The sequence below is a fragment of the Limosilactobacillus reuteri subsp. porcinus genome (assembly GCF_036621895.1).
GTDB lineage: Bacteria > Bacillota > Bacilli > Lactobacillales > Lactobacillaceae > Limosilactobacillus > Limosilactobacillus reuteri_J.
On sequence record NZ_LN887379.1, the window covers coordinates 1 to 615 of the forward strand.

Consider the following 615-nt stretch of genomic DNA (forward strand, 5'->3'; position numbering starts at 1 on the left):
AGAAAGGCAATCACAAATGACCTATAAACATCTTACCACACGCGAATTAACTCTCATAGCTGATTTTTGGTATCAAGGTACTAAAGCTTATCGGGCTGCTAAATTACTTCAGCGTAGTCAAGAAACCATCTATCGTGTTTATCGTTTCCTCAACGACGGTAAAACCATCGACCAATATCTTCAGACTTATCAGCGACATAAGCGTCGTTGTGGTCGGAAGCAGACCCAACTGCCAACTATCGAAGTTAACTATATCCATGCGCAAATCAAGGCAGGTTGGACTCCTGATACTATTATTGGTCGTCATGAACACCCGATTAGCTGCAGTATGCGCACCCTTTATCGCATGTTTGCCCGCAATCAGTATGGCTTTTCCGTTAAACAGCTACCAATGAAAGGAAAACGCCATCCCAATGGCTATGTGGAGCGTCGTGGTAAAGCTGGCCAGTTAGGACGCAGTATCTATCAACGATATCGTGATTTTCCGCATTACCAACATGAATTTGGGCACTTTGAAGCTGATACAGTTCAAGGTAAAGCTCACCGCGGAGCGGTAATGACGCTAGTAGAGCGACAGTCCAAAGTAATGGTTGTCCTTAATATTCATCATAAAAC

Annotated in this window: 1 protein-coding gene; it reads left to right on the forward strand. The window is 43.7% G+C overall.

The window, feature by feature from the left end:
- Nucleotides 1-16: 16 nt before the first annotated feature.
- Nucleotides 17-615, forward strand: a 599-nt coding sequence (locus AACL61_RS03515) for an IS30 family transposase (RefSeq protein WP_339111001.1), incomplete at its 3' end; no start/stop codon positions are given.